Source organism: Pseudarthrobacter kochi (assembly GCF_055412805.1).
In genome coordinates this window covers 1-5,050 of record NZ_JBVAYV010000086.1, presented here as the reverse complement: position 1 = coordinate 5,050, position 5,050 = coordinate 1, and the positions used below count along the sequence as shown (strand labels likewise).

The window sequence follows — 5,050 nt, the reverse complement described above, 5'->3', positions numbered from 1 at the left end:
GCCGCCGGCCACCGCGATGGCCAATTTCAAGACAAAAAACCAGCCGCAAACCGTGGCTGCCTAACTGACAAGAAACCACCCGACTGTCTCACATCCTTGACACACCTCACTCACATCCTTGACACACCTCATGGGCAAGGCAGTGATTTTCGTCCACATCCTGGCCGTAGAAGGCCTGTCCTCTGATCCGGGCCTGGTGAAACTGTTCGAGAGCATCGATTCCATCTTGATCGCGACCGTGTTGCTCATCGTCGGCTTTGGAGTCTGGGAGCTGTTCGTGCACGACCTCGATCTTCCGCCGTCGCTGACCACCACCTCCTTTGATCATCTAAAGGGGCGGATAGCGGGCACCCTGGTCCTGGTCCTGGCCGTCCGATATTTGGAGCGCCTCATTTCCAAGCCCTCACCCGAGGAGATCCTGGCCCTAGGCATCTCGACCGCACTCGTCGGCGGCCTGCTTTTCGTCTTCGCGACCTTTCGCCGTTCGCATTGACGCCGTGCTGCAGGATTGCATCTGCCAAACATTCCATCCATGCCCGGGCTACCGGATGCACGAGACCCACACCTCGGACTCGAGGCACCTACGATGGCGCAGATAAGGTACCTCGTCGGGCAAGTTGGTCGCCTCATCCGGACACGACAATGCGCGAAATCGGACACGCTCGGGTCGGGAGACCCGCAGACCGGTGGGCGACCGCTAGTCGGGCGTATCGTTCTGCCCTCTTTGGGTGAGCCGCGGTAGTTGCCACCTATGCAGTGCAGGTGGGAAAGACATTACCGGATGAGGAGGAAGAGCTGGATGCCCTACTCCTAATGATCAAGGGTGACCGTTTGTTCCTGCGCTGGTATTTGGCATTGACGTTTGGAGTGCGCCCAGCAGAGGCGATGGCGATCCGATGGAAGGACGTGAACCTCAACGTCGTCGGGATCGATGGAAAGAGGTGGGGTGAACTGACCATTCGGGGGCAGCTCGACAATAAGGGCGTCTACCTGCCACGGACCAAGAGCAAACGGTCCCGGAAACTGAAGCTCCCGCCGGACGTTGTCGGCCGTTTCGATGACCACAGGCTAGCTCTCGTGGCGGAAAAGGCGGACTTTGAGGCGGCTGGTGGTGAATGGGATGAGTTTTATCAAGAGGGTGAACATCATGATTTCTGTTTTCGCCGTCCCGGCGGCAAGAAGCTCACGGTCTCCACTGATACTGTCCTGTGGCAAAACATCGCCAAAGACATGGGCTGGACTCACAAGCACCGCTACGTGGCGAGGCACACCGCCGCCAGCCATCTCATCGGCAACGGGGTCGATGCGCTAGTTGCTGCCGACATGCTCGGACACCGCAACCCCATGATCACGCTGAACGTCTACGCTCACGCACTGGACAGAGGCAAGTCGGAAGCTGCCGCAATCATGTCGGGTGTCATGGAAAGGTCTGCGGCTCGTGGGCATGCTGCCGTGCTGACTGCCGGAGAGACTATGAGCCTTGAGGACATCCGCGAGCAGCTCGTCATCCTCGGGCTAAACACCTCGGAGATAGACGCCAAGATCGATGCCGAGAAAGACGAAGCACGCGAGTACCGCCCTAGGAGGACGGCACGCAGGGTCTAGCTCAGCCGGAGCTAACCGTGAGCCACGGGGACACTCAGCGTCCCACGGACCGCGTCCGAGCTACGTGAGCTGCGCTCGATCAAGCGCGAATCGGCGCGGAATAAGGGAAATGTTCTCGTGTGGATATGTCTCATGAAGATCCAGCGGATCGTTCCGGCAAGCCGGCCCAGGGGATCCTCGCGGAAGCGGAAGCGGAAGAGGGAGTGGTCGTGGACGCCGGCCAGTGCCGCGGGATGGAGTGCCTGCATCAGGAGGGCCCGAATGCCCGCCACAATCGTTGGCATATCACCATGGACGGCCCAGACCGCCGAGCCTGGTAAGTGGTAACCGGGATCGTCGCCTTCCGCCAGCCGGGGCACCCACTCCGGGACTGTGTCCCGGGTCCCGGTGAAGGTCTGTTTGAGTTTTGCCTGCCATTCCCTGAGGAGGTTGCGCATACTCCATTCTCGCCCACTGCCGCCAGGCCCGATACTTGCCCCGGATCCCGGTACTACTGGGCCACCACTCGACTTTGAAGGGGGGTACTTTGTACGGTTCACAGGCCACCTCGATTGTGGTCCCATAAGAACGTTGGTCCGCGAAATTTGGGACTGGCGAACAGGATCCGGGAGTCACATCGTGGGAAAACACTGGGGAAACTCGTCGAGTGAGCAAGCAACTAGAGCTCGGATCATTGCCGTGCGATGTCTGTCCGGCGGTTTTTGCCTCTCCTTGGCGGTGCTGACTTTCGGAGTCCAAGGGCTGTCCGGCACCGGGGCCGCCGTGGTCCCGTCCCAGGCCCCGGCCTCCGGCGTCGTGGGGCCAGGCACCCTGGATCCGGCCGCTGCCGGCATTGCCACGGCTGCGGGAACGGGCGCCGTCGCCACGTCAGCATTCACCGCGGACCCGACGGCGCTCGTGGCCTACGCCCGGTCAACGGTCCAGACGACGTCCAGGGACGGCGTTCCCGGGGAGCTCAATGTGGCGTCAGCCGGGCTGAAACGGCCGGCAGAAGGCTTCCTTATGGCTCCCCTCGAATCACTTCACGAGACTTCACCCTTCGGGCTGCGGACCAGCCCCATCTCGGGGTCAGCCGGCGAATTCCACTGGGGCCAGGACTATGCCGCCGAATGCGGCACCCGTGTCTACGCCGCCGACGCCGGAGTGGTGCGGGCAGTCGGCTGGCACCCGTGGGGTGGCGGAAACCGCGTGGAAATCGATCACGGCAACGGGCTCATCACCACCTACAACCACCTGGAGGCCATCGCCGTCAAGAAGGGTGACTCGGTCCGGGTTGGCGAGGTCATTGCGCGGGTGGGAACAACCGGGTCTTCCACCGGCTGCCACCTGCATTTTGAGACCATCCTGAACGGATCCCACAGGAACCCGCACGACTGGATACTTCTTCCGATCGTGCAGACGGACCAGCTGGGCACCATCGAGATGACCAGCTACGCTCCCGACGCCGGTCTGCCTTCCAACTCGACCCTTGGCTGGGCTGTCCCGGTGTCCGATGACGGGAGGCACGAAGTCGCCGGCGGCTCGCAGGAAGCACCCGTCGCAGCGATGCCGCGAACGCCGTACCTCACGTCCGCGTCAGCCGCGCCCACCCCGTCCATCTGGGATGGGCTGTCGCCGACGAAGACGAGGTCCGATACGCCCATACTTGAACCCACCCAACCGGCGGGCGACTCTTCGAGCGCGACCACCGCGCCGACGGGCCCCCAGCCGCCCAGCGACACACCGCCGCCTTCGGAGCCCGGCACCACGGCGCCGCCACCACCGGAACCGCCGACGTCGACCCCGTCGACCGAGCCCACCGCGCCGGCGTTGCCGCCGCCGGTCGTTGAGCCGGCCCCGCCGCCGCCCGTCGTCGAGCCCCCACCGCCGGTTGTTGAGCCCCCGCCGCCGCCCGTCGTCGAGCCCCCACCGCCGGTTGTTGAGCCCCCGCCGCCGCCCGTCGTCGAGCCCCCACCGCCGCCCGTCGTTGAGCCGGCCCCGCCGCCGCCCGTCGTTGAGCCGGCCCCGCCGCCGCCCGTCGTTGAGCCGGCCCCGCCGCCGCCCGTCGTTGAGCCGGCCCCGCCGCCGCCGCAGGAGCCCACCGTGGCACCTGCGCCGCCGGCGCCCACCGAGTCCACGAACCCGTCGCTGACTCCTGGCCCGTAGCAGGCACAAACCCATACCCCCGCGCGTTGGTATCGAAGGACAGTCGTGACCACTTCCGGACACGAACTTCACTACCGACTTCGCGAGGAACCCTGCCATGACCTCTCTTCACAGCATTCCGCTCACCCTTATCAACGGCACCGATACGGACTTTGGCCGGTTCAAAGGGGAGGTAGTCCTGGTGGTCAACGTGGCTTCGCAGTGCGGATTCACGCCGCAGTACGCGGGACTCGAGGCGCTCCACAACAAGTTCCGCGAGCAGGGATTCCAAGTGCTCGGTGTCCCCTGCAACCAGTTCGCAGGCCAGGAGCCCGCAGCCGACGCCGAGATCGCTGAATTCTGCGAACGGAACTTCGGCGTGACCTTTCCGCTCACGGCCAAAGCCGACGTCCGCGGCAAGAACCAGCACCCGCTGTACGCCGAGCTCACCAAATTCAAGAACGGCTTCCTGCCCGGACTCGTGAAATGGAACTTCGAGAAGTTCCTGGTGAACCGCGACGGCGACGTGGTGGCACGTTTCGCCCCCACCGTGGAGCCGGACTCACCCGAGGTCATTGAAGCCGTCCAGTCCGCCCTCAGCTGAGAGTCGGCTCCCGGACCACAAGGGGCCAACGGCCTCTATCCCTAAGCATGCTTACCGCCTAGACTGGCCGGACCTTCCAAATAGACCGGGCACAGCCACGGCGCGGACGCGCCTGTGTGCGTTGGCGTCGCGCCGACTTCTGCCCGCGGACGGTGCATCAGCACGCTTCGTGAATCACAACTGGACACCCATATCGGGGTCCGTGACACCAGGAGGAAAGTGATGACAGGGAACAAAGCCGTTGCCTACAAGGGGCCGGGCAAGGTCGAACTGATCGACATTGACTATCCCAGCTTCGAACTCAAAGACGGCCCGGGGGTCAACCCCGCCAACGTGGGCCGTTCGGTGCGCCATGGCGTAATCCTTAAAACCGTTGCCACGAACATTTGCGGTTCGGACCAGCACATGGTCCGGGGCCGCACCACGGCCCCGTCGGACCTGGTGCTGGGCCACGAAATCACCGGCGAGGTCGTGGAGGTCGGCCCGGACGTCGAGTTCATCAAAGTGGGCGACATCTGTTCCGTCCCCTTCAACATCGCTTGTGGACGCTGCCGGAACTGCAAGGAGCGCAAGACCGGTATCTGCCTGAACGTCAACCCCGCCCGTCTGAGGTGTGTCAAGGATGTGAGACAGTCGGGTGGTTTCTTGTCAGTTAGGCAGCCACGGTTTGCGGCTGGTTTTTTGTCTTGAAATTGGCCATCGCGGTGGCCGGCGGCA

At 63.8% G+C, this 5,050-nt stretch carries 4 protein-coding genes and 2 pseudogenes; 5 read left to right on the top strand and 1 reads right to left on the bottom strand.

Features of this window, described 5'->3' with window-relative positions:
* Positions 1–130 precede the first annotated feature (130 nt).
* On the top strand, positions 131–493 hold the full coding sequence (locus tag ACZY0Y_RS19520) for a YqhA family protein (RefSeq protein ID WP_463959891.1): 363 nt from the start codon (positions 131–133) through the stop codon (positions 491–493).
* A 269-nt stretch (positions 494–762) separates the two neighbouring features.
* Positions 763–1,605: a site-specific integrase gene (locus ACZY0Y_RS19515; protein ID WP_463959890.1), complete on the top strand. Its 843-nt coding sequence runs from the start codon at positions 763–765 to the stop codon at positions 1,603–1,605.
* A gap of 134 nt (positions 1,606–1,739) precedes the next feature.
* On the opposite strand, the pseudogene ACZY0Y_RS19510 reads toward ACZY0Y_RS19515, so the two are convergent.
* Positions 1,740–2,042 (bottom strand): annotated as a pseudogene (locus ACZY0Y_RS19510) (oxygenase MpaB family protein); the annotation flags it as partial.
* A gap of 280 nt (positions 2,043–2,322) precedes the next feature.
* Here ACZY0Y_RS19510 and ACZY0Y_RS19505 point away from each other — a divergent pair.
* The 3 genes and pseudogenes from ACZY0Y_RS19505 to ACZY0Y_RS19495 form a co-directional block, all read left to right on the top strand.
* Complete coding sequence (locus tag ACZY0Y_RS19505) at positions 2,323–3,750, top strand: M23 family metallopeptidase (protein ID WP_463959889.1); 1,428 nt, start codon at positions 2,323–2,325, stop codon at positions 3,748–3,750.
* Positions 3,751–3,847: 97 nt separating this feature from the next.
* Positions 3,848–4,333, top strand: coding sequence for a glutathione peroxidase (locus ACZY0Y_RS19500; protein WP_463959888.1), 486 nt, complete (start codon positions 3,848–3,850; stop codon positions 4,331–4,333).
* Between the two features lie 222 nt (positions 4,334–4,555).
* Positions 4,556–4,939: pseudogene (locus ACZY0Y_RS19495) on the top strand (alcohol dehydrogenase catalytic domain-containing protein); the annotation flags it as partial.
* Between the last annotated feature and the right edge of the window lie 111 nt (positions 4,940–5,050).